At 73.4% G+C, this 20,090-nt stretch carries 16 protein-coding genes; 9 read left to right on the top strand and 7 right to left on the bottom strand.

Going from position 1 to position 20,090, the window contains the following annotated elements:
• Positions 1 to 189: 189 nt before the first annotated feature.
• The 4 genes from ACFWP3_RS08930 (at position 190) to ACFWP3_RS08945 (ending at position 5,605) form a co-directional block, all read left to right on the top strand.
• The gene (locus ACFWP3_RS08930) at positions 190 to 1,524 is read left to right on the top strand and encodes a glycoside hydrolase family 18 protein (RefSeq protein WP_384217802.1); all 1,335 of its coding nucleotides are present in this window, start codon (positions 190 to 192) and stop codon (positions 1,522 to 1,524) included.
• 107 nt (positions 1,525 to 1,631) lie between these two features.
• On the top strand, positions 1,632 to 2,831 hold the full coding sequence (locus ACFWP3_RS08935; protein ID WP_384217804.1) for a serpin family protein: 1,200 nt from the start codon (positions 1,632 to 1,634) through the stop codon (positions 2,829 to 2,831).
• Positions 2,828 to 3,709, top strand: coding sequence for an aldo/keto reductase (locus ACFWP3_RS08940; protein ID WP_384217807.1), 882 nt, complete (start codon positions 2,828 to 2,830; stop codon positions 3,707 to 3,709). Before ACFWP3_RS08935 ends, ACFWP3_RS08940 begins: the two co-directional genes overlap by 4 nt.
• A gap of 240 nt (positions 3,710 to 3,949) precedes the next feature.
• Complete coding sequence (locus ACFWP3_RS08945; RefSeq protein ID WP_384217809.1) at positions 3,950 to 5,605, top strand: sigma-70 family RNA polymerase sigma factor; 1,656 nt, start codon at positions 3,950 to 3,952, stop codon at positions 5,603 to 5,605.
• A gap of 33 nt (positions 5,606 to 5,638) precedes the next feature.
• Here the strand turns inward: ACFWP3_RS08945 and ACFWP3_RS08950 are convergent, their stop codons facing one another.
• Positions 5,639 to 6,493 carry an RNA polymerase sigma-70 factor gene (locus tag ACFWP3_RS08950; protein WP_384217810.1) on the bottom strand — a complete coding sequence of 285 codons (855 nt, stop codon included), beginning with the start codon at positions 6,491 to 6,493 and terminating at the stop codon, positions 5,639 to 5,641.
• Between the two features lie 133 nt (positions 6,494 to 6,626).
• On the opposite strand from ACFWP3_RS08950, the gene ACFWP3_RS08955 reads away from it, so the two are divergent.
• Positions 6,627 to 9,083: a Helicase associated domain protein gene (locus tag ACFWP3_RS08955; RefSeq protein ID WP_384217813.1), complete on the top strand. Its 2,457-nt coding sequence runs from the start codon at positions 6,627 to 6,629 to the stop codon at positions 9,081 to 9,083.
• A 19-nt stretch (positions 9,084 to 9,102) separates the two neighbouring features.
• Here ACFWP3_RS08955 and ACFWP3_RS08960 read toward each other — a convergent pair whose 3' ends face one another.
• A complete protein-coding gene (locus tag ACFWP3_RS08960; protein WP_384217815.1) occupies positions 9,103 to 10,494 on the bottom strand; it encodes a glutamate decarboxylase in 1,392 nt (463 codons plus the stop codon).
• 263 nt (positions 10,495 to 10,757) lie between these two features.
• Here ACFWP3_RS08960 and ACFWP3_RS08965 point away from each other — a divergent pair, with 263 nt between their 5' ends.
• Complete coding sequence (locus ACFWP3_RS08965; RefSeq protein WP_384217870.1) at positions 10,758 to 11,150, top strand: tyrosinase cofactor; 393 nt, start codon at positions 10,758 to 10,760, stop codon at positions 11,148 to 11,150.
• Entirely contained in the window at positions 11,147 to 11,995 is an 849-nt protein-coding gene (locus ACFWP3_RS08970) for a tyrosinase family protein (RefSeq protein ID WP_384217818.1), read from the top strand. Before ACFWP3_RS08965 ends, ACFWP3_RS08970 begins: the two co-directional genes overlap by 4 nt.
• Here ACFWP3_RS08970 and ACFWP3_RS08975 read toward each other — a convergent pair.
• On the bottom strand, positions 11,950 to 12,654 hold the full coding sequence (locus tag ACFWP3_RS08975) for a response regulator (RefSeq protein ID WP_384217820.1): 705 nt from the start codon (positions 12,652 to 12,654) through the stop codon (positions 11,950 to 11,952). The genes ACFWP3_RS08970 and ACFWP3_RS08975 overlap by 46 nt on opposite strands.
• Positions 12,651 to 14,351 (bottom strand): ATP-binding protein, encoded by a 1,701-nt coding sequence (locus tag ACFWP3_RS08980; RefSeq protein WP_384217823.1) that lies wholly within the window; start codon positions 14,349 to 14,351, stop codon positions 12,651 to 12,653. Before ACFWP3_RS08980 ends, ACFWP3_RS08975 begins: the two co-directional genes overlap by 4 nt.
• A 31-nt stretch (positions 14,352 to 14,382) precedes the next feature.
• Here ACFWP3_RS08980 and ACFWP3_RS08985 point away from each other — a divergent pair, with 31 nt between their 5' ends.
• Positions 14,383 to 15,813, top strand: a complete 1,431-nt coding sequence (locus ACFWP3_RS08985; RefSeq protein WP_384217825.1) for a cation:dicarboxylate symporter family transporter — start codon at positions 14,383 to 14,385, stop codon at positions 15,811 to 15,813.
• A gap of 265 nt (positions 15,814 to 16,078) precedes the next feature.
• Complete coding sequence (locus tag ACFWP3_RS08990) at positions 16,079 to 17,854, top strand: S8 family serine peptidase (protein ID WP_384217828.1); 1,776 nt, start codon at positions 16,079 to 16,081, stop codon at positions 17,852 to 17,854.
• 72 nt (positions 17,855 to 17,926) lie between these two features.
• Here ACFWP3_RS08990 and ACFWP3_RS08995 read toward each other — a convergent pair whose 3' ends face one another.
• Genes ACFWP3_RS08995 through ACFWP3_RS09005 form a run of 3 tightly spaced genes read right to left on the bottom strand, consistent with a single transcriptional unit; the run spans position 17,927 to position 20,063 of the window.
• Positions 17,927 to 18,598, bottom strand: a complete 672-nt coding sequence (locus tag ACFWP3_RS08995; protein ID WP_384217830.1) for a (2Fe-2S)-binding protein — start codon at positions 18,596 to 18,598, stop codon at positions 17,927 to 17,929.
• 50 nt (positions 18,599 to 18,648) lie between these two features.
• The gene (locus ACFWP3_RS09000) at positions 18,649 to 19,206 is read right to left on the bottom strand and encodes a hypothetical protein (protein WP_384217832.1); all 558 of its coding nucleotides are present in this window, start codon (positions 19,204 to 19,206) and stop codon (positions 18,649 to 18,651) included.
• A gap of 56 nt (positions 19,207 to 19,262) precedes the next feature.
• Complete coding sequence (locus ACFWP3_RS09005; RefSeq protein WP_384217834.1) at positions 19,263 to 20,063, bottom strand: alpha/beta fold hydrolase; 801 nt, start codon at positions 20,061 to 20,063, stop codon at positions 19,263 to 19,265.
• Positions 20,064 to 20,090: the final 27 nt, after the last annotated feature.

Here is a 20,090-nt window from a genome sequence, read left to right on the forward strand (position 1 = left end):
ACCGGCCCTGGGACCGGCCGCGAGACCAGTGGTGCCACGCGCCCGACGCCACCCGTGACACGGCTCATGGCACGGCCCGCGGTGCGCGAGTTTCCGCCGCCCCCTTGACCGGCCTGGTCCAGACCAATAGTTTCCGGCATGCACCGCGCACGCGCTCACGCCCCGCTCCCGCATCCGCAAAGGAAGCCCATGCGCCGCAGCATGCTCGGCAGACTGGCCGTCGCCGCCTGTTCCCTCTCCCTGCTGGCCGCCTTCGCGCCCGCCGCCGGCGCCGCGCAAGGCGAGGCGGCAGGCGGCCACCACCGCTCGTACAAGAAGGTCGGCTACTTCACCCAATGGGGCGTCTACGGACGGGACTTCCAGGTCCAGGACCTGGAGGCGAACGGCTCCGCCGACAAGCTCACCCACATCAACTACGCCTTCGGCAACGTCAGCGCCGAGGGCAAGTGCTTCACCGGAAACGTGCCCGGCGAGGCCGACGCCTGGGCCGACTACGCCCGCCCGCTCGACGCCGAGAACTCCGTGGACGGGGTCGCCGACACCTGGGACCAGCCGCTCGCCGGCAACTTCAACCAGCTCCGCGAGCTCAAGGCCAAGCACCCCGGTCTCAAGGTGATGATCTCGCTCGGCGGTTGGAGCTGGTCCACGCACTTCTCGGACGCCGCGCTGACCCCCGCCTCCCGCAAGGCGTTCGTCCAGTCGTGCATCGACCTCTACATCAAGGGCAACCTGCCGCAGGACGGCACCCGCGGCGGCGCGGGCGCGGCGGCCGGGGTGTTCGACGGGATCGACCTCGACTGGGAGTGGCCGGGCTCCGCCGGTGACACGGACACGAAGTTCCGGCCCGAGGACAAGCGCAACTTCACGGAGCTGGTGAAGGAGTTCCGCACGCAGCTCGACGCGTACGGGCGCAGCCAGAAGCGGAAGTCGCCGTACGAGCTGACGGCCTTCGTCCCGACCGCGCCCGCCAAGATCGACGCGGGCTTCGACGTCCGCCGGATCATGCGCGACCTCGACTTCGTGACCCTCCAGGGCTACGACTTCCACGTCTCCGGCGAGTCCACGACGGCCCAGCAGTCGGCGCTCTACGCCCGGGGCGACTTCAGCGTGCACGGCACGGTCGACGCATGGCGCGAGCGCGGCGCGCCCGCGCACAAGCTGGTGATGGGCATGCCGTTCTACGGGCAGGGCTGGACGGGCGTCAGCGGCGGCGGGGACGGCATGGGCCAGCCCGCCACCGGGCCGGCTCCGGCCACCTGGGCGGCGGGGTACGAGGACTACAAGGCGCTGAAGAAGCTGGCCGACTCCGGCACCTACCAGGTCCACCGGGACCGGCGCGGCGGGCACGCCTGGCTCTTCGACGGCACGACCCTGTGGACGTACGACGACCCGCAGGTGCTGCGCGCCAAGACCGGCTACATCCGCGAACACGGCCTCGGCGGCGCGATGTTCTGGTCCCTGGACGCGGACACGTCCGACGGCGAGCTGATGACGGCCGTGGACCGGGGCCTGCGCGGCCGCTGACCCGCGCCCGCGGGACCCCCCGCGCCCGCGGGACCCTCCTGACCGGCGCCGCCGGGCCGCGGAAAATGCTCCGGCCCGGCGGCGTCCCACCACGTACGCTCCCGCGCATGACGATCTCGACCGTACGGGCGGTCAACCGCCTCACGAAGCGCTGGGCCGCGGCGCAACCCCCGGACGGGGGCACCGGCACGGTGTTCACCGCCGCCGGAGTCTGGCCGCTGCTCGCCCTGCTGGCGGACGGCGCAGGCGGCGCCGCCCGCGAGGAGCTGGCCCGGGCCGTGGGCATACCCGCCGGGGCCGCGGCCGGGGCCGCGGCCGGGGCCGCGCGGGAGCTGCTGGCCGCGCTGGCCGGGGTACGGGGTCTTCGGACGGCGACCGGGCTCTGGGCCCGGGACGCCCTCCCGCTGGAGGAGGCGTGGCGTGCGAAGCTCCCGGCCGGCGCCCTGGGAACGCTGACCGGCGATGCGGGCGCCGAAACCGCGGTCCTGGACGCGTGGGCGTCGGACCGTACCGGCGGGCTGATCGAGCGGATGCCGGTGAGCCTTCAGGAGGACACCCGGTTCGTCCTGGCCTCCGCGCTCGCGCTGCGCCTGAAGTGGATCCGTCCGTTCTATGAGGAGCCCGGCCATGTCGCGGAGGGACCCTGGGCCGATCGGCTCCTGCCCCTGCTGGTCCGCAGCACCTCCCTCCTCGACCGGGTCCGGGTCGCACACGGTCCGGCCGGTCCGGTCACCCTGCTGGAGGTGGTCGGGGACACCGGGGTGGACGTCCACCTCGTGCTGGGCGAGCCCGACGCGCCGGCCGGCGAGACCCTGGGCGCCGGGATCGACGTGGTCACCAGGGCCCTGCCGGCCACGGGCGCGGACCTGCTCCCCGAAGGCAAGCCCGGTCCGGGGCTGTCCGTCACGACCGTGCCGGCCGTGTCCCGCCGCCCCCGGCTGACGGCCCGGACCGTCGCGTTCGACGTCCGCGCGGAGCACGATCTGCTGGAGCAGGCGCGGCTGTTCGGGCTGGAGTCCGCGTCCGACAGCAGCCGCGGGCACTTCCCCGGCATCAGCGCCGAACCGCTGGCCATCGGCTCGGCCCGCCAGGCGGCGCTGGCCCGTTTCGGCGCCGAGGGCTTCGAGGCCGCCGCCGTCACCGCCCTCATGGCCGTGGCCGGCAGCGCCCCGCCTGCTCTTCGGTACCGGGTCCGGTGGGCGGAGGTCCGCTTCGACCGGCCCTTCGGCTTCCTCGCCGTTCACCGCGCCTCCCGGCTGGTCCTGGCGGCAGGCTGGATCAGCGAGCCCGGTACGGTCTCCGAATGACAGAAGCGATCACTGCGTCCTCGGCGGGCACCTGGCGCCTGGGCGACCTCACCGTCAACCGGCTCGGCTTCGGCGCGATGCGGCTCACCCACCTGGCCGACGGCTCCCCCAGCAACCGGGAGCGGGTGACCGGTGTACTGCGCCGGGCCGTGGAGCTCGGCGTGAACCACATCGACACCGCCGCCTTCTACTTCTCCCCGCTGCGCTCCGCCAACGAGCTCATCAACCGGGCGCTGGCCCCGTACGCCGACGACCTGGTCATCACCACCAAGGTCGGGCCGGGCCGCGACGCCGCCGGGCAGTGGTGGTGGGCGGAGCCCGGGCAGTTGCGCGGCCAGGTGGAGGAGAACCTGCGCCAGCTGGGCCGCGACCACCTCGACGTGGTCAACCTCCGCGTCCCGCGCCGGGAGACGACCGGGTCGGTGGCCGAGCACTTCGGGGCGCTCGCCGAGCTCCGCACCGCCGGCCTGATCCGCCACCTGGGCATCTCCAACGCCCGCCCCGACCACCTGGCGGAGGCGCGGGCCATCGCTCCGGTGGTCTGCGTGCAGAACCCGTACGGGATCGGCTCCCCGGCCGAGGACCACGCGTTCCTGGACGAGTGCGGGAAGCAGGGCATCGCCTTCGTGCCGTTCTTCGCGATCGCCGGCGCAGGCAAGGAGTCGGGCGCGACGGCCGAGGACAGCCCCGGGGTGCGCGCCGTGGCCGAGGCCCACGGGGTGTCGGCGGCCCAGCTGCGCCTGGCGTGGACGCTGAACCGCGGCCCGCACGTCCTGGCGATCCCGGGCACGGGCAATCCGGACCACCTCGTCGAGAACATCGAAGCGGGATCCCTGCGCCTCACCCCCGAGGAGGCCGCGCTCCTGGACTCCCTGTGAGCCCGCGGCGGGCAGGGCGGAGCAGGGTCGTGCCGGGTGGTGTCGGACGCCGGACCGGGGGATGCGATGCTCGCTGCGGCGCGGCGGTCCGGCCGGAACACGCCCCGTCGCGGCACCGCCCCCTTTCGCCCGCGGCGGATGCCGGGAAATCATCCTTCGGATAAGTGTTATCGAGACCCCTCTCGACGGTCTCCCAGTCATTGGGCATCATCGACCGCCGGTACGGACAGGGAACATCACATGAGCACTCAGCACACGGCAGCGCTGGTGGCAGCGGCCCGCGCGGGCGATCCCCGCGCGCAGGACGAACTCGTCGGGACCCACCTGCCGCTCGTCTACAACATCGTGGGCCGGGCCCTCAACGGGTCCTGTGACGTGGACGACGTGGTGCAGGACACGATGCTGCGGGCCCTCGACGGGCTGGGCGGCCTGCGCGCCGACGAGAGCTTCCGGTCCTGGCTGGTGGCGATCGCGATGAACCGGGTGCGGGCGTACTGGCAGGCCCGGCAGAGCGGCTACGGCGAGAGCACCCTGGAGGCGGCGGGCGAGGTCGCCGACCCGGGGGCCGACTTCGTCGACCTGACCGTGGCCCGCCTCAACCTGGCGGGTCAGCGGCGCGAGACGGCCCGCGCCACCCGCTGGCTGGAGCCCGACGACCGGGCGCTGCTGTCGCTCTGGTGGCTGGAGTGCGCCGGGGAGCTCACCCGGGCCGAGGTGGCGACCGCGCTGGAGCTGTCCCCGCAGCACACGGCGGTACGGGTGCAGCGGATGAAGGCGCAGTTGGAGGCGGCCCGGGTGGTGGAGCGCGCCCTGGAAGCCCGGCCGGTGTGCGAGGAGCTGCGGACGCTGACGGCGGGCTGGGACGGCCGGCCCTCGGCGCTGTGGCGCAAGCGAATAGCCCGCCACGCGCGCGAATGCGTACGGTGCTCCGGCCTGTGGAGCGGCCTGGTGCCTGCGGAGGGACTGCTGGCCGGTCTGGCCCTGGTACCCGTCTCGGCGGCCCTGCTGGCAGGGGTCCGCGCGGCCGGTGCGGCCGACTTCGACCTCGTGGCGTCCGCCTCCGCCTTCGGAGAAGGCACGGGCACGGGCTCAGGCTCGGGCTCGGGCTTCGAGGACACGGCGGCCCACGCGCACCTGGCCCCGGACGTGGAGGCGGCGGGCGGGGGCCGCGGCGCGCTGCGCAAGCGCCGGCAGAACCGCCGCCGGGTGATCGGAGGCGCGGTCCTCGCCGCCTGTGTGGCGGGCGGCGGCCTGGTGTACCTCGGCACGCTCCCCGGCTCCGAGGGGACGAAGCCGGCCGAGGCCGCCGCCCCGGCCCCGCTGGCCGCGCTCTCGGCCTCCGAGTCCGCCCTCCCCTCCCAGCCGGCCTCGCCGTCCGCCTCCGCGTCCCCCTCGCCCTCCGCGTCCCCGTCGCCCTCGGCGTCCGCATCGCCGAGCGCGGCCCCGAGCCCGACCCCGACGCCGAGCCGCAGCAGTTCCCCGAGCCCGAAGCCCCCGGCGCCGGCGCCCGCCCCGCCGGGCATGGCCGGCCAGGTCGTGGCCCTGGTCAACTCCGAGCGGGCGGCGGCGGGCTGCGGTCCGCTGAAGGAGGACGCCCAGCTGCGCACGGCCGCCCAGAACCACTCCGACGACATGGCGCGGCGGGACTTCTTCGCGCACACCAGCCCGGACGGGACGGACCCGGGCCAGCGGACCACCGCCGCGGGCTACCGCTGGTCGACGTACGGGGAGAACATCGCGAAGGGCCAGCAGACGGCCCAGTCGGTCATGGACGCCTGGATGAAGAGCCCGGGGCACCGCGCGAACATCCTCAACTGCTCCTTCAAGGACATCGGCGTCGGCATCCACCAGGGTGCGGGCGGTCCCTGGTGGACGCAGAACTTCGGGGCGAAGTAGCCGACGGGAGGGGCCGGTCCGGGCTCGGACGGTTCAGGGCCGGACGCCGCGCAGCTTCTGCGGGTTGACGACGAAGCGCAGCGCGGTGATCCGGCCTTCGACCGCCTCGAAGGTGACCGCGCCGACGTGTTCGCCGTCGAGGTCCATGAGCAGTCCGGGCTCGCCGTTGATCTCGGTGATGCGCATCTCCACGCCCTGCACCTCGGGTTTGGCCAGGACGCCCAGGAGCCAGCGGGCGACGTGGTCGGGTCCGTGCAGGGGGCGGCGGGCGGCCGTGACGACGCCGCCGCCGTCCGACCAGGAGACGACGTCGGGGGCGAGGAGCGCGAGGACCTCGCGCAGGTCGCCGCCCGCGCACGCCGCAAGGAACTTCTCGGCGATCTCGCGCTGTTCGGACGCGTCGGCGGTGAACCGGGGGCGGCGGGCCCGTACGTGCTCGCGGGCCCGGTGCGCGGACTGGCGGACGGCGGCCTCCGACTTGCCGACGACCTCGGCGATCTCCGCGTACGCGTACCCGAACACCTCGCGGAGCAGGAACACCGCGCGTTCGACCGGAGTGAGGGTCTCCAGCACCACCAGGACCGCCATCGAGACGGTGTCGGCCAGTTCGGCCTCCTCGGCGACGTCGGGCGAGGTCAGGAGCGGCTCGGGGAGCCACGGGCCGACGTACGCCTCGCGGACGGCTTGGGCCGACGTCAGCCGGTTCAGGCTCAGGTTGGTGACGGTGCGCACCAGATAGGCCTTGGGGTGCTCGACGGACGCCCGGTCCGTCCGGTTCCAGGCGAGCCAGGCGTCCTGCACGATGTCCTCGGCGTCGGCCACGCTGCCGAGCATCCGGTAGGCGGTGCCGAACAGCAGTCGCCGGTTGTCCTCGAACGTGTCGGTCATGGGTCCCACCGTCGCATCCGCATGGCAGTCGATCAAGATCGGCCCTTCGGCGAGCCGCACGCGTTTGCCTCAAAGGAGGGGCAGGATAGGAGCTGGAGAAGAATCTGCTGATCACAAGGGTGGAGCGGAACAGATGGCGAGGAAGGACCTTCGTCCGCACCAGCGCGAGGCCGTCGATGCCGTGGTGCGGGCGCTGGAGGTGCCCGCCGGGGGCCGGGTGCCCGAGCGCGGGCTGCGCACCCAGGTGATCATGGCCACCGGCTCGGGGAAGTCCCTGGTCGCCGTCCGCTCGGCGGAGGAACTGCGGGCCGGGCGGGTCCTGGTGCTCGTGCCCTCCCTGGACCTGCTGGTGCAGACCGCCGACGCCTGGCGGGAGGGCGGCCGCGCCGGACGGTCGCTGGCCGTGTGCTCCCTGCGCGCCGAGGACGCGGGCATGCGGACCACCACCGACCCGGCCGAACTGGCCCGCTGGGGAGGCGAGTCCGCGGGCCGGGCCACGGTGTTCGCCACCTACGCCTCGCTGGGCCTGGGCACCATCGAGCGCGCGCACCTCGCCGGCCTCCCCGGCTGGGACCTGGTCGTGGTCGACGAGGCGCACCGGACCTCCGGGCGGATCGGGAAGCCCTGGGCGGTGGCGCACGACAACACCCGGATCCCCGCCGTGCGGCGGCTGTACCTGACGGCCACGCCCCGGGTCTGGCAGGACGGCGAGGAAGGGGAGGGCGGAGCGGCCGGTGAGGCGGCTGAGACGGCTGAGGCGGGGCGCGCGGGCGGGCCGCGGGGGCGGGGGGAGCTGGTCGCGTCCATGGAGGACGACCCGCACGGCCCGTTCGGCGCGCGCTGCTACACACTCACCCTGTCCGAGGCCATCGACCGCGGGATCTGCGCCCCGTACCGGGTGGTGTGCGTGGACGTCACCGATCCGCAGTTCCGGGCGGCCGTGCTGGTGGGCCGCGACGGGCGCTCGGACGCGGTGCGCGGGGCCCGGATGGCGGCGCTGCAGACCGCGCTGGTGAAGGCGGCCGCCCAGGAGGGGTTCCGGCGGACGCTCGTGTTCCACCACCTGACCAAGGAGGCCGAGGCCTTCTCGGCGGGCCTCCCGGCCGTCGCGCGGCGCCTGCGGGCCAGTGCGGGCAGCGGGAGCGGGAGCCGCAGCAGCCGCAGCAGCGGGCCGGCGTATCCCCGTACCGTCTGGGCGGACTGGCTGGCGGGGCAGCATTCCGCGGCGCACCGCCGGCGGGTACTGTCCGCCTTCGCGGACGACCGGATCGCGGAGAAGGCCTTCCTCGGCAGTGTGCGGGTCCTCGGCGAGGGCGTGGACACCAAGGAGTGCGACTCCGTCTACTGGGCCGACGTACGGGGGTCCATGCCCGACCTGGTCCAGGCAGTCGGGCGGGCCCTGCGGATCCACCCCGGGGAGGGGAAGGTCGCCTCCCTGGTGGTGCCCGTGCTGCTGGAGCCGGGTGAGACTCCGGAGGCGATGCTCACCTCCCGGGCGTACGGGGACCTCGCGCGGCTGCTGGAGGCGCTGCGGGCGCACGACGCGCGGCTGGTGGAGTCGCTGGCCCAGCCGCAGGCGGCGAGCCGGACCGCGGCCCCGGCGGCGGCCTCGGGCGCGCAGGAGCTGCTGAGCTTCTCCACCCCCCGGGATCCCGCGCTGCTGGCCGCATTCGTACGGCTGCGCGTGCTGCATCCGGAGCACGCGCACTGGCGGCGCGGGGTGGAGGCCGCCCGGGTCTACGCCGCCACGGCCCGGGACCTCAAGGTGCCGTTCGGCTTCAAGGTGCCGGCGGGCGACGCGGCGTGGCCGCCGGGGCTGGCCCGGTTCCCGCTCGGCCAGTGGATCGCGGACGCGCGGCGCACGTACCGCCGGGGCGCGCTCGGCCGGGAGCGCGTGGCCGCGCTCGACGCGCTCGGCATGGTGTGGAGCCACTTCGACGTGGCCTTCGAGGAGGGCCTGGCGGCGGCGGCCGGCTGGGCGGCGGAACACGGCCACCTGCTGCCGCCGGTGGACGCCACGTGGCGCGGGGCGCCGGTCGGGGTGTGGGTCAAGAACCAGCGGGCGGCGGCCCGCCGCGAGGGTCCGGGGGCCCTGTCGGAGGAGCGGCGCGAGGCGCTGGAGGCGCTGGACCCGTCCTGGTGTCCCGCGTGGGAGATCTCCTGGCAGCGTGCCTTCCACCTGACGCGGGTGCATCTGGACGCGGGCGGCCGGCTGCCGCTCTCCCCCGGCGAGCTGGTGGTCCAGGGCGAGGACCTGGGCGGGTGGGTCCGCGGCCAGCGGCTCAGCCAGGAGGGGCTGTCGTGGGCCCAGCGCTGGCTCCTGGAGCACGCGCTCGGGGTGACCCCGGCGACGGCGGCGGAGCGTCCGCCGCCGCGCCGCAGCCACGCGGCCGCCTGGGCGGAGCAGCTGGAGGCGGCCCGGCGGTTCCGGGACCGCGAGGGCCATCTCAAGGTCCCCCGTACGCACGTGGAGCGCGTCGGGGACCGGGAGCTGCGCCTGGGCTCCTGGATCGCCAACCAGCGCTCCCGCGCGGACTCCCTCACCCACGACCGGGTGGAGGCACTCGAAGCGCTGGGCATGCGCTGGTAGACAACGCCCGGCGAAGGGCCTAGTGGTGGAAGCCGGACCGCGGTTCGGTCGCGGGCGCGGGGGGCGGTGCGGCCTGGAGGTGCTCCACCGCGCGGCGCAGGTCGGAGACGAGCAGGGCGATCTGATCGCGGGTCACCCCGTGCCGGACGAGGACCCGCTGGATGACGGTGTCCTGCCGGTCGGCGGGCAGCGGGTACGAGGGCACCTGCCAGCCGCGCATCCGCAGCCGGTCGGAGAGGTCGTAGAGGGTGAAGCCCGCTCCGGCCGGGTCGGCGAGGGTGTAGGAGACGGCGGGCAGGGCGCCGCGGCCGTCGTAGAGGAGGGTGAACGGGCCCATCGCGGCGATCTCGGCGGCCAGGTACTGGGCGGTGTCGGCGCAGGCCTGCTGTACGCGCCGGTAGCCGCCCCGGCCCAGGCGCAGGAACAGGTAGTACTGGGCGACGACCTCGCCGCCGGGGCGGGAGAAGTTGAGGGCGAAGGTCGGCATGTCGCCGCCCAGGTAGTCCACGTCGAAGACGAGGTCCGCGGGGAGCAGGTCGGCGGTGCGCCAGACGATCCAGCCGACGCCGAGGGGCGCGAGGCCGTACTTGTGGCCCGAGGTGTTGACGGAGGCGACCCGGGGCAGCCGGAAGTCCCAGACCACGTCGGGGTGGAGGAAGGGCGCGACGAAGGCGCCGCTCGCGCCGTCGACGTGGATGGGGACGTCCCAGCCGTGCTCGGCCTGGATGCGGTCGAGTTCGGCGGCGATCTCGGCGACGGGCTCGTAGTCGCAGGTGTAGGTGACGCCGAGGATGGCGACGACGCCGATGGTGTTCTCGTCGACGTACGCGGCGAGCTGGTGGGGCGTCAGGCCGGTGGCGCCGGGCTCCAGGGGGACCTGGCGCAGCTCGACGTCGAAGTAGCGGGCGAACTTCTCCCAGCAGATCTGGACGGGGCCGCAGACCAGGTTGGGGCGATCCGCGGGGAGTCCCTGGGCCTGGCGGCGGGCGCGCCAGCGCCATTTGAGGGCGAGTCCGCCGAGCATGGCGGCCTCGCTGGAACCGGTGGTGGAGCAGCCGGCCGCGGTGGCGCCGGCGGGGGCGTTCCACAGGTCGGCCAGGATGTTGACGCAGCGTTCCTCGATCTCGGCGGTCTGCGGGTACTCGTCCTTGTCGATCATGTTCTTGTCGAGGCACTCGTTCATCAGGCGGTGGACGCCGTCGTCGGACCAGGTGGTGCAGAAGGTGGCCAGGTTCTGCGCCGCGTTCCCGTCCAACAGGAGTTCGTTGTGGATGAGTTCGTAGACGACCTCGGTGGGCGCGGAGTCTTGCGGCATCCGGTACTTGGGGAGGATCTGGCCGCTCAGCGCGGACGCGAACACGTCCGTGTCGGCGTCGGGGGCGTGTGCGTCCTTCGTCTCATGAAGAGCCATGTCGGCACTATAGGTGAATAAGGGATATATCCCCCCGATGTCACGCCACACTTCCGGCCGACTCCACAGTGTGACCCCCTCCATAGCCGCCGGGGTGGACCGAAGAAATTACTGCCGAGTAGCATGAGGGCCGCAGATCTTCCCGCCGACGCCGTGCAGGCCGGCCCGAATCGAAAGATCGTGCAATTCGTTTTATGCGCAACTTATCCACCGATGTCCGGATACCGGTCAACTACCCGCGCACCCCTGATACTTCTTCGGTCATGAACAAGATCACCCGCCGGCAGGCCTTGGGCACCACTGCCGGTGCACTCACCGTCCTCGGACTGGCGGGCGCCACCGCGCGCGCCGCCTCCACCGACTCCCGGGCCGCCGCCACCCCCGCCGGCACGGTCGACGAGGTGTACAAGGGCCGACGCATCCAGATAACCCCCGGCCAGGGCGGCCACCACGGCGGCCACCACTCCCCCGGCATGCCCACCGTCCGGATAGACGGCCGCGAACTGCACGTGATGCGGAACGCCGACGGCACCTGGATCAGCGTGGTCAACCACTACGAAACCTTCGCAGACCCGACCTCGCTGGCCCGCGCCGCCGTGCGCGAGCTCCAGGGCGCCGTGCTCGCCCCGTTCGCCCCGATGGGAGGCACGGCATGACCGTCCGCAAGAACCAGGCCGCGCTCACTCCCGAGGAGAAGCGCGCCTTCACCAACGCGCTGCTGGAGCTGAAGCGCACCGGCCGGTACGACCGCTTCGTCACCACCCACAACGGCTTCATCATGGCCGACACCGACTCGGGCGACCGGGTGGGCCACCGCTCCCCCTCCTTCCTGCCCTGGCACCGCCGGTTTCTCCTGGAGTTCGAGGCTGCTCTCCAGGAGGTGGACGCGAACGTCACGCTCCCGTACTGGGACTGGACCGCCGACCGCACCGCCCGCTCCTCCCTCTGGGCCGCCGACTTCCTCGGCGGCACCGGCCGGGCCCGCGACGGGCAGGTCCTCGACGGGCCCTTCGCCTACGCGACGGGCAAGTGGAACATAGGCGTACGGGTCGACGGGCGCGCGTACCTGCGCCGGGCGCTCGGCCAGAGCGTCGCCGAACTGCCGACCAAGGCCGAGGTGGACGCCGTACTCGCCATGCCGGTGTACGACGCTGCCCCCTGGAACAGCTCCTCCAGCGGCTTCCGCAACAACCTGGAGGGCTGGCGGGGCGCCAACCTGCACAACCGGGTGCACGTGTGGGTCGGCGGCCAGATGGCCACCGGGGTCTCGCCGAACGACCCGGTGTTCTGGATGCACCACGCCTTCGTGGACAAGCTGTGGGCCGACTGGCAGGCCCGCCACCCGCAGTCCGGCTACCTGCCGGCGGCCGGCACCGCGAACGTCGTGGACCTGCACGACACCATGCGGCCGTGGAACGACGTGACCCCGGCGGACATGCTGGACCACCGGAAGTTCTACACGTTCGACACCGAGCCGGTCGCCGCCGCCAGCCAGCGGTAGTGCAGTTCGGGGCGGCCGACCTGGCCGTACCGGGGGGTGCGGTCCGCCCGGCCGGTGTCCACCAGGTGTTCCAGGTAGCGGCGGGCGGTGATCCGCGAGATCCCCGCCGCCTCGGCCGCCCCCGCTGCGGTCAGCCCCTCGGGGGCCGACCGCAGCAGCACGGCGACCCGGTCCAGGGTCGGCGCGCTCAGCCCCTTGGGGAGTTCCGCCGGGCGCGGGGCGCGCAGGGCGGCCATCGCCCGGTCCACGTCGTCCTGGCCGGCCGCCTCCCCCGCCGTCGCGCGGAACTCGGCGTACCGCAGGAGCCGTTCGCGCAGGGTGGGGAAGGCGAAGGGCTTCAGCACGTACTGGACCACGCCGAGCGAGACGCTCTCGCGGACCACGGCCAGGTCCCGTGCCGAGGTCACCACGATCACGTCGACGGGGTGCCCGGCCGCCCGCAGCCCGCGCGCGAAGCGCAGGCCGTGCCCGTCGGGCAGGGTCAGGTCGAGCAGCAGCAGGTCGACGTGGGTCCGCTCCAGGGCCCGGGTGGCCTCCGCGAGTGAGTGCACGGTGCCGACGGCGGTGAATCCGGGGACGCGGCCGACGTAGAGGGCGTGCGCGTCGGCGGCGACCGGGTCGTCCTCGACGATCAGGACCCGCACCTCGGGCCCGCTCACGCCGACCCTCCGAGCGCGGGTCCGCCGAGCGCGGGTCCGCCGAGCGCGGGTCCGTCAGACGCCGACCCTTCCGACGATGGCCCTTCCGACGATGGCCCTTCCAGCGCCGGCCGCACGGGCGCCGGCAGCCGTACGGTGAACTCGGCTCCGCCGGACGGGCCCGAGGCGGCCTCCGCGGTGCCGCCGTGCCGCTGCGCCACCTGCCGTACGAGGGCCAGGCCCAGCCCGCGGTCCTCGCCCTTGCCCGACCAGCCGCGCCGGAACACGTCCACCCCCTCCGGGAGCCCGGGCCCGCTGTCCGCCACCCGCAGCAGGATCCCTTCCCCGTCGCCGCGCACGGTGACCGCGATCCGGCCGCCCGGGACGCCGGTGAGCGCGTCCATGGCGTTGTCCACGAGATTGCCGACCACGGTGACCAGGTCCCGGGCCGGCGGGGTCCCCGGCACGCCGTCGATGGCCGAGCTGTCGGGGGTGACCACCAGCTCGACGCCCCGCTCGTGGGCCTGCGCGGCCTTGCCGAGGAGCAGCGCCACGAGCACCGGCTCGCCGACCGCGGTGACCACCTCGTCGGTGAGGGCCTGCGCCAGCTCCAGTTCGGCGGTGGCGAACTCCACCGCCTCGTCCGCCCGGCCGAGCTCGATGAGCGAGACCACCGTGTGCAGCCGGTTCGCCGCCTCGTGCGCCTGGGACCGCAGGGCCTGGGTGAATCCGCGTTCGTGGTCCAACTCCCCCGCCAGCACCTGGAGTTCGGTGTGGTCGCGCAGGGTGACCACGGTGCCCCGGCGGCCGCCGCCCGCAACGGGTGAGCTGTTGACGACGAGCACCCGGTCGGCGGCCAGGTGCACCTCGTCCACCCGGGGCCGGTCGGCGAGCAGCGCTCCGGTGAGCGGCGCGGGCAGCCCCAGGTCGGCGACACCGGTGCCGGTGACCGCGCCCCGCAGTCCCAGCAGCTCGCGTCCCGCGTCGTTGATCAGCGTGATCCGGCGTTGGCCGTCGAGCATCAGCAGGCCCTCGCGCACGCCGTGCAGGGCCGCCTGGTGGTAGTCGTACATCCGGCTGAGCTCGGCCGCGTTCATCCCGTGGGTGTGGCGGCGCAGCCGGGCGTTGGCGATGTAGGTGCCCGCTCCGCCGAGGGCCAGGGCCGCGGCCGCGACCCACAGGAGGGCGGCGAGCTGCTCGGCGAGGCGCGCGCTGATCGCGCGGACGGTGATGCCGGCGCTGACCAGGCCGACCACGCGGCCGTCGTCCACGAGCGGGGTGACCACCCGGATCGAGGGTCCGAGGGTGCCGGTGTAGGTCTCGCTGAAGGTCTGGCCGCGCAGGGCCGCGGCGGTGTTGCCCAGGAAGGGCTCGCCGATCCGGCGCGGGTCGGGGTGGGTCCAGCGCCGGCCGGCCGGGTCCATGATCGTCACGAAGTCCACGCCCGAGTCGACGCGCACCCGCTCGGCGTACGGCTGGAGCCGGGCCGCGGGGTCCCCGCCGCGCAGGCCCTCCCGTACGGCTTCCAGCACCGACGGGGAGTCGGCGACCGCGCGGGCCACCGCACCGGCCTGCCGGCGGGCCGCGTCCTCGGCCTGGCCGCGGGCGGTGGCGTACGCGAAGACGGCGCACCCGGCCACGACCACGGCGACCAGCAGCACCTGCATGGCGAAGAGCTGGCCGGCGAGGCTGCGCGGCGGACGGGGCAAACGGAACATGGCGCTCAGTGTGCACCGGCTCGTGAACTCAATGAACGCAAGGGTGACCGGGGTCACATCGCCGGGCCATGGTCCTCCCGGAACGTATTCACCACCAGGAGGCATCGTGGCCGCCACGCGCGACAGAACGCACTATCTCTACATCGCGGTGATCGCCGCGGTGCTCCTCGGCATCGCCGTCGGCTTCGCCGCACCCGGCGTGGCCGTGGAGCTCAAGCCGCTGGGCACCGGCTTCGTGAACCTCATCAAGATGATGATCTCGCCCGTGATCTTTTGCACGATCGTGCTGGGCATCGGCTCGGTCCGCAAGGCTGCCAAGGTGGGGGCGGTGGGCGGGCTCGCCCTCGGCTACTTCATGGTGATGTCCACCGTGGCCCTCGCCATCGGCCTGCTCGTGGGCAACCTGCTGGAGCCGGGCAGCGGCCTGCACCTGACCGAGGCGGCCAAGCAGGCCGGCGAGGCGCAGGCCAAGGCGGGCGGGGCCGAGAGCACGCCGGAGTTCCTGCTGGGGATCATCCCCACCACCCTGGTCTCCGCCTTCACCGGCGGCGAGGTGCTCCAGACGCTGCTGGTGGCGCTGCTGTGCGGGTTCGCGCTGCAGGCGATGGGCGCGGCGGGCGAACCGGTGCTGCGCGGGATCGGGCACCTACAGAAGCTGGTGTTCCGGATCCTGGCGATGATCATGTGGGCGGCCCCGGTGGGCGCCTTCGGGGCGATCGCCGCGGTGGTCGGGGCGACCGGCATCGACGCGCTCAAGTCACTCGCCGTCATCATGATCGGCTTCTACGCGACCTGTCTGATCTTCGTCTTCCTGGTGCTCGGCACGCTGCTGCGGGTGTGCACCGGGGTCAGCGTGTTCGCCCTGCTGCGCTACCTCGGGCGGGAGTTCCTGCTGATCCTGTCCACCTCCTCCTCGGAGTCGGCGCTGCCGCGGCTCATCGCGAAGATGGAGCACCTGGGCGTCTCGCGGCCCGTCACCGGCATCACGGTGCCGACCGGCTACTCCTTCAACCTGGACGGGACCGCGATCTACCTGACGATGGCCTCCCTGTTCGTCGCGGAGGCGATGGGCCAGCCGCTCGCGCTGGGCGAGCAGATCTCGCTGCTGCTGTTCATGGTCATCGCCTCGAAGGGCGCGGCCGGGGTCACCGGCGCCGGTCTGGCCACGCTCGCCGGCGGACTCCAGTCCCACCGGCCGGAGCTGGTGGACGGGGTCGGCCTGATCGTCGGCATCGACCGGTTCATGAGCGAGGCCCGGGCGCTGACCAACTTCGCGGGCAACGCCGTCGCCACGGTGCTCATCGGCACGTGGACCAAGGAGTTCGACCGCGAACGGGCCGGCGAGGTGCTCGCCGGACGGCTGCCGTTCGACGAGACCACCCTGGTCGACGACGCGCCGCACGAGCCTGCCGGCGCCGTACCGCCCCAGCCCGAAGCCGCCAAGGACGGCGTGCCGGTGTAGCCGGCGGGCCCGCTCGGGCCGGCCGGGCAGGGCTCGCCCCCACGGTGCCCAGCCCGGTCGGTCCCGACTACTCCCGGTAGGGGCGATTTTCGGCCATGGGCCGGAGAACATGCGTGCGGTAAAAGGTACTTCCATATCGGGGCACGCGTCTGACATCTTGCGTCCACCACTCGTTTCGTACGGCCCGGTAGGTGTCATCCGCACCGCCGGGTCATCGGAGGACGCATTGATACCCCACATATCCAGCCGACCTCGACGTACCCTCGTGCTGGCCGCCACCCTCGGCGCCGCACTGGCTTTCGGGACTCCTGCCGCGCTCGCCGGCACCGACCCCGTGGGCCCGTCCGGCCCCGCGTCCGCTCCGGCGGCCGCGGCGGCTCCGCAGGCCGCGGCCCCGACTTCCCAGAGTGCGACCTGGGTTGCCGGCACCCGTGCCTACTTCGTGATCACCACCCCCGGTGACACCTCCGCGGTCCGCACCGCCATCGCCTCCAACGGCGGCTCGGTCTTCGCTTCGTACGACGCCATCGGCGTCATCGTCGCCCACTCCGCCTCCGGCACCTTCGCCGCCACCATGCGCGGTGTGAGCGGGGTCCAGCAGGTCGGCGCCACCCGCACCTCGGACATCCCGGCGGACGCCTACAACCCGGCGCTCCCCGCCAACCCGGCCCAGTCCACCACCCCGGCGGGCGAGCCGGTCCGCGCCGACATGACCCAGATCAAGGCCGACCAGGCGTGGGCCGTCACCACCGGCTCCGCCACCGTCAAGGTCGGCATCCTGGACACCGGTGTGGACGACCAGCACCAGGACCTGGCGCCGAACTTCAACGCGGCGGACTCCGCGTCCTGCGCCTACGGCAAGGCGGACACCCGCGCCGGCGCCTGGCGCGATGTCGGCACCCACGGCACACACGTGGCCGGTACGGTCGCCGCCGCCAAGAACGGCAAGGGCGTCATCGGCGTGGCCCCGGGCGTGAAGATCTCCTCGGTGCGCATCGCCGAGCCGAACACCTCGCTCTTCTTCCCCGAGAACACCGTCTGCGGGTTCATGTGGGCCGGTGACCACGGCTTCAAGGTCACCAACAACAGCTACTACACGGACCCGTGGCAGTTCAACTGCCCGGACAACGCCGACCAGGCCGCGATCATCGAGGGCGTCAAGCGCGCCCAGGAGTACGCGGAGGGCAAGGGCTCGCTCCAGGTCGCGGCGGCCGGGAACTCCAACCTGGACCTGGCCAACAAGACGACCGACACCGAGAGCCCGAACGACTCGACGCCGGTCACCCGCACCATCACCAACGCCTGCCTGGACATCCCGACCGAGCTCCCGGGCGTGGTCACGGTCTCGGCGATGGGCACCACCGCGAAGGCCTCGTACTCCAACTACGGCCTGAACGTCATCGACGTGACGGCCCCGGGCGGCGACGCGACCGGCATCTACAGCACGCTGCCGGGCGGCAAGTACGGCAGCATGAGCGGCACCTCGATGGCCTCCCCGCACGTGGCCGGCGTGGCCGCGCTGCTGGCGAGCACCAACCCGGGCATCACCCCGGCGCAGCTGCGCGACAAGCTGGCCACCCAGGCCAACGACGTCGCCTGCCCGTCGGACAGCCGCTGCAAGGGCACCACGACGAAGAACGGCTTCTTCGGCGAGGGCCAGGTCGACGCGCTCAAGGCCGTCGGCAGCACCCCGCCGCCCGGCAAGTACTTCGAGAACACCGGTGACTTCGCCATCGGCGACAACACCACCGTGGAGAGCCCGGTCACCGTCACCGGGGTCACCGGCAACGCCCCGGCCACCCTCAAGGTGGGCGTGAACATCGTGCACACCTACATCGGTGACCTGAAGGTCGACCTGATCGCCCCCGACGGCACCGTGTACAGCCTGCACAACCGGACCGGCGGCAGCACCGACAACATCAACCAGACGTACACCGTCAACGCCTCCTCGGAGGTCGCGAACGGCACCTGGAAGCTCCGGGTGAACGACAACGCCGGCGGCGACACCGGCAAGATCGACGCCTGGAACCTCACCTTCTAGTTCCGGTGGTTCCGACTGTTCCGGAACACCGCGGGGCCCCCGGGAGCACGTGCTCCCGGGGGCCCTCGCCGTTCACCGGGTCCGCAGCACGCAGTCCCCGCAGTAGCCGCCGCCCGGCACCCGGTAGTAGAGGCAGCAGCTGCGCCGTACGAAGGCCACCCCGAGCCCTTCCTCGTGGACGAAGGTGCCGGTCCCGGCGAGGGCGCCGCCGTCGGCGAGCAGCGCGGCCGCCAGTTCCACGGCCGTGCTGCCGGGCACCCGGTCCAGCAGTACCCGCAGGGCCCCGACCAGCCCCGACGCGGTGTTGCCCCGCAGCACCTTGGGCGACACCCCGAACCGCTCGCGCACCGCGGAGTCGAGCAGCTCCAGATGGCCGAGCACGTTCTCGCCGAGCTCCCCGGCCGGCAGCTCCTCGGCCTCGGGCAGCCACAGCTCCAGCGATCCCGCGCCCGGCAGCCGCCACCACAGCCGGTCGGCGGCGAGGTCCGGCACCCGGCCGGCCAGCGCCGCGCAGCCCAGCCCGATCGACCAGAGCCTGGCGGCGATGCCGAACTGGGCGGTCGAGGCCGCCACCCGCCCCGGCCCGCTGCGGTTGCGCCGCCCCACCTCCGCGACGTACGGCGCGAGCTGCTCCCCGTACAGCACGGTCAGCGGCCGGAACCCGGGCCCGGGCGGCGGCTCCTTCCCATAGGCCACGGTGAAGAAGGGCCCCACGGATCCCAGTTGCCTCAATACGTCGTCCACGTCGGTCACCGTATCGGCCGCCGGGCCGGGCACGGAGGGCGGTGGGCGGATCAGCCCGACGGAGTGGAGGCGGCCACCTCGAAGTCGGACATGTCGAGCCCGCCCTCCTTCGTGTCGTCGTTCGCGAAGACGAAGGACTCGATCGGCACGCCCCCTTCCGCGCTGAGCCGGGCCACGAGTTCCTGGAGGACCACCGTCTCCAGCACGACGCGGACCGCGTCGGCGCAGCGCGGCAGCCGGACCGTGTACAGGTTCTCGGCGGGCTCCGTCTCCGCCGTGGTGATCAGCAGCGTCAGATGGCCCGCGCCGGCCAGGGAGCGGGCCGGCTCGAGCTCGCGGCCGTCGCCGTACACGAGGTGCAGGGTGTTGCCCGCCGACTCCATCTCGCCGTGCAGGTAGTTGCGGGTCGCCGAGGCGGCGGCCGTCATCCGGACCACCTCGCGCAGCAGCAGCGCGCCCTCCTCGGCCGAGGCGCGGGAGGCTCCGGCGGCCACACCGTCGGAGGCGACGCAGCGGGCACCGCGCGCCCGGACGCGGGCGGCGATCCGGGCGAGGGCCGCGCCCTGGCCGGCCTGGCCCTGGAGGAAGGTGATGCGGGATCCGGACATAGACCCCTCTTCGGCCGCTGCGCCCGCCGGGCCGCCGGCGGGCGCCGTACCCCCGGTCAGAGGCGGGCGAGGAACTCCAGCAGCGCCCGGTTGAAGGCCTCCGGCTGCTCCACACCCGGCAGGTGCCCGGCGCGCTCGATGACCGCGAGCACCGAGTCCGGCAGCAGCGCGTGCAGGGCCTCGGCCGCCGCGACCGGGGTGTACACGTCGTCGGCGCCGACCACGACCAGGCAGGGCTCGGCGGTCCGCGCGAGCACGGGCCGGTAGTCGGGGCACTCGGCGCGGCCGCGCAGGGCGGCCGCGGCGCCCTGCGGATCCGTCGCGCGCATCATGGCGGTCACCCGCGCGGCGGCCTCCGGCATGCCGGTCACGTTGTAGGGCGCCAGCATCTTGTCGATGACGCTTTCCGCGTACGGCCCCATCCCCTCGGCGACCAGCCGGTCGGCGGTCTCGAGACGGGCCTTGCGCGCCTCCGCGGTCTCCGGAAAGGCGGTCGTGTCGGACAGGACGAGGGCCCTCACCAGACCCGGGTGGCGCAGCCGCATCTCCATGGCGATCTGCCCGCCCATGGACACACCCCCGACGACCACTTGTTCGATTCCCAGGCGGGCCAGGAGACCGGCGAGGTCATCGGCGAAATCGGCAAGCAGCGCCTTGCCCGGGAGCACCGGGCTCTCTCCGTATCCTCGCAGGTCAGGGGCGATAACCCGGTATCCGGCGGACGTCAGCGCGGCCGTCTGGGGGGCCCACATGGTGCGGTTGAACGGATGTCCGTGGATCAGGATTACGGGCGCTCCGCCCCGGGGACCCAAGTCATCGAAAAAGAGGTTCACGCCATTGCCAAATTGGGGGTTCATGAGAGGACTTTAAGGGGCTACATTGAG

Source organism: Streptomyces sp. NPDC058525 (assembly GCF_042719495.1).
Lineage (GTDB): Bacteria > Actinomycetota > Actinomycetes > Streptomycetales > Streptomycetaceae > Streptomyces.

What these genes read in the sequence shown, in the direction of transcription:
- ACFWP3_RS08930 (WP_384217802.1), top strand. Translation starts at nt 190, where the DNA reads ATGCGCCGCAGCATGCTCGGCAGACTGGCCGTCGCCGCCTGTTCCCTC.
- ACFWP3_RS08935 (WP_384217804.1), top strand. Translation starts at nt 1,632, where the DNA reads ATGACGATCTCGACCGTACGGGCGGTCAACCGCCTCACGAAGCGCTGG.
- ACFWP3_RS08940 (WP_384217807.1), top strand. Translation starts at nt 2,828, where the DNA reads ATGACAGAAGCGATCACTGCGTCCTCGGCGGGCACCTGGCGCCTGGGC.
- ACFWP3_RS08945 (WP_384217809.1), top strand. Translation starts at nt 3,950, where the DNA reads ATGAGCACTCAGCACACGGCAGCGCTGGTGGCAGCGGCCCGCGCGGGC.
- ACFWP3_RS08950 (WP_384217810.1), bottom strand. Translation starts at nt 6,493, where the DNA reads ATGACCGACACGTTCGAGGACAACCGGCGACTGCTGTTCGGCACCGCC.
- ACFWP3_RS08955 (WP_384217813.1), top strand. Translation starts at nt 6,627, where the DNA reads ATGGCGAGGAAGGACCTTCGTCCGCACCAGCGCGAGGCCGTCGATGCC.
- ACFWP3_RS08960 (WP_384217815.1), bottom strand. Translation starts at nt 10,494, where the DNA reads ATGGCTCTTCATGAGACGAAGGACGCACACGCCCCCGACGCCGACACG.
- ACFWP3_RS08965 (WP_384217870.1), top strand. Translation starts at nt 10,758, where the DNA reads ATGAACAAGATCACCCGCCGGCAGGCCTTGGGCACCACTGCCGGTGCA.
- ACFWP3_RS08970 (WP_384217818.1), top strand. Translation starts at nt 11,147, where the DNA reads ATGACCGTCCGCAAGAACCAGGCCGCGCTCACTCCCGAGGAGAAGCGC.
- ACFWP3_RS08980 (WP_384217823.1), bottom strand. Translation starts at nt 14,351, where the DNA reads ATGTTCCGTTTGCCCCGTCCGCCGCGCAGCCTCGCCGGCCAGCTCTTC.
- ACFWP3_RS08985 (WP_384217825.1), top strand. Translation starts at nt 14,383, where the DNA reads ATGAACGCAAGGGTGACCGGGGTCACATCGCCGGGCCATGGTCCTCCC.
- ACFWP3_RS09000 (WP_384217832.1), bottom strand. Translation starts at nt 19,206, where the DNA reads ATGTCCGGATCCCGCATCACCTTCCTCCAGGGCCAGGCCGGCCAGGGC.
- ACFWP3_RS09005 (WP_384217834.1), bottom strand. Translation starts at nt 20,063, where the DNA reads ATGAACCCCCAATTTGGCAATGGCGTGAACCTCTTTTTCGATGACTTG.